2 protein-coding genes are annotated in these 2,711 nt (G+C 72.3%); both read left to right on the plus strand.

Features of this window, described 5'->3' with window-relative positions:
* Positions 1-141 precede the first annotated feature (141 nt).
* Complete coding sequence (locus tag G5C60_RS50295; RefSeq protein ID WP_165270967.1) at positions 142-1,350, plus strand: allantoate amidohydrolase; 1,209 nt, start codon at positions 142-144, stop codon at positions 1,348-1,350.
* Positions 1,347-2,696, plus strand: coding sequence for a formimidoylglutamate deiminase (locus tag G5C60_RS50300; RefSeq protein ID WP_165270965.1), 1,350 nt, complete (start codon positions 1,347-1,349; stop codon positions 2,694-2,696). The genes G5C60_RS50295 and G5C60_RS50300 overlap by 4 nt, the downstream gene beginning before the upstream one ends.
* The last annotated feature ends 15 nt before the right edge of the window (positions 2,697-2,711 follow it).

A 2,711-nucleotide genomic window follows, 5' to 3' on the forward strand; every position in this document is an offset into this window, starting at 1 on the left:
TCCGCCCCCAGACCCCCGTATCGGCCTGAACGGCCTCGTCCTCAATCGCCGGACGGGCTGGAGGTGCCTGGGCCGGGTTTGAAGGCTCAGCAGGCTTCAGCCCTGGCCGACAACAACTCAGCCCCCGTCTCGTTCCACGAGATGTGGCGCGACCTCAAACCCATCGGACGCAACCCCGACTCCGGCGGCTACCGCCGATACGCCTGGACCGGAGCCGACGCCGAGTGTCGGTCCTGGTTCCGGGCGCAGGCCGAGGGCCGTGGGCTCGCCTACGAGGTGGACCGGAACGGCAACCAATGGGCCTGGCTCGGTGACCCCGCCAAAGGGGACGCCGTCGTCACGGGATCGCATCTGGACTCCGTCCCCGACGGCGGCGCTTTCGACGGCCCCCTGGGTGTCGTGTCCTCCTTCGCCGCGCTCGACGAACTCCGTGCTCGCGGTGCCGAGTTCAGCAAGCCCCTCGCCATCGTCAACTTCGGTGACGAGGAAGGCGCCCGCTTCGGGCTGGCCTGTGTGGGGTCACGGCTCGCAGCGGGAGAGCTCACCGTGGAGCAGGCCCGGCGGCTCAGGGACGCCGACGGGGTCAGCCTGCCGCAGGCCATGGAGGCCGCCGGTCTCGACCCGGACGCCATCGGGGCGGACCCGCAGCGCCTGGCCCGTATCGGCGCGTTCGTCGAGCTGCACGTCGAGCAGGGGCGGGCCCTCGACCTCTCCGGCGACCAGGTCGGCATCGCCAGCGCCATCTGGCCGCACGGACGATGGCGGTTCGACTTCCGGGGTGAGGCCAACCACGCCGGTACGACGCGCCTCGTGGACCGCCGCGACCCCATGCTGTCGTACGCGGAGACCGTGCTCGCGGCCCGGCGGGAGGCCCGGCTCGCGGGTGCCGTCGCCACCTTCGGCAAGATCTCGGTCGAGCCGAACGGTGTGAACGCCATCCCCTCCCTCGTGCGCGGGTGGCTCGACTCCCGCGCCGCCGACCAGGCGACCCTCGACACGGTCGTCACCGGCATCGAGAACGCGGCCCGTGAGTACGCGGACGCCCACGGCGTCGAACTCGACGTCGTCCGCGAGTCGTTCACCCCCGTCGTCGAGTTCGAGCACGCCCTGCGCGACGAACTCGCCCGCATCCTCGGCAAGGACAAGGACCTCGGCCTCAAGATCCCCGTTCTGGGCACCGGTGCCGGACACGACGCCGGAATCCTCTCCGGGAGCATCCCCACCGCCATGCTGTTCGTGCGCAACCCCACGGGCGTCTCGCACTCCCCGGCCGAGTACGCCGCCGAGGACGACTGCGTGGCCGGGGTGATCGCACTCGCCGACGTACTGGAAGGGCTGGCCCGCAGGTGACGCAGACGTACTGGCTTGAGCATGCCTGGCTCGACTCGTTCGTCGAGCCGGGCGTGGCCGTCGAGGTCGCCGACGGCCGGATCGCGGCCGTCCGCACGGGCATCGACAGCCCGCCACCCGGCGCCGAGATCCTGCGTGGCCTGACCCTGCCGGGACTGGCGAACGCCCACTCGCACGCCTTCCACCGAGCCCTGCGCGGCACCGTCCAGGTCGGCTCGGGCACCTTCTGGACCTGGCGCGAGGTCATGTACGCGACGGCGGACCGGCTCACTCCCGAGACGTACCACGCACTCGCCCGTGCCGTGTACGCGGAGATGGCGCTGGCCGGGATCACGACAGTGGGCGAGTTCCACTACGTGCACCACGCCCCCGGCGGCACCCCGTACGCCGACCCGAACGCGATGGGCGAGGCGCTGATCGAGGCCGCGGCGGATGCGGGCCTTCGCATCACGCTCCTCGACACCGCCTACCTCTCGTCCGCCATCCTGAACGAGCACAGCGGGCAGCCCCCGAACCACCACCAACTCCGCTTCTCCGACGGCACGGCCGAGGCCTGGGCCGAACGCTGTTCAGTTCTCAAAGACCGGGATCACGTGCGGATCGGTGCGGCCATCCATTCCGTACGAGCCGTGCCGGCACGGCAGTTGGCCACGGTGGCGCGGTGGGCCGAGGAGCGGCGGGCCCCGCTCCATGTGCACCTGTCCGAGCAGACGGCGGAGAACGACGCCTGCCAGACGGCACACGGCTGCACACCCACCCGACTCCTCGCCGACCACGGTGTGCTCGGCCCGCGCACGACGGGCGTCCACAACACACACCTCACCGACGAGGACATCGCCCTGCTCGGCGACTCCACGACCGGCACGTGCATGTGCCCGACGACCGAGCGGGACCTGGCCGACGGCATCGGCCCGGCGGTCGCGCTCCAGCGGGCCGGCTCGCCGCTCTCCCTCGGCTCCGACAGCCACGCCGTCATCGACCTGCTCGAAGAGGCGCGGGCGATGGAGCTGAACGAGCGCCTGCGGACCCGCACCCGCGGTCACTGGACGGCGGCCGCCCTGCTGCGCGCCGCCACCGCCGACGGCCACGCGGCCCTCGGCTGGGACCGGGCGGGCATCCTGGAGCCCGGCGCCCTGGCCGACTTCACCACCATCGCCCTCGACTCGGTCAGAACAGCGGGACCGGTGCCACGCCTCGGCGCCGAGACCGCCGTATTCGCCGCGACAGCAGCGGACGTACGGCACACGATCGTGGGCGGCCGGCACGTCGTACGAGACGGGGCCCACACCCTCGTACCGGACGTCCCGTCAGCCCTCGCGCACGCCGTCGAAGCCCTGCGCGCCTGACGCCCGCCCCCAGCC

Origin of the sequence: Streptomyces scabichelini, assembly GCF_011045015.1 — a bacterium.
GTDB classification, from domain to species: domain Bacteria; phylum Actinomycetota; class Actinomycetes; order Streptomycetales; family Streptomycetaceae; genus Streptomyces; species Streptomyces scabichelini.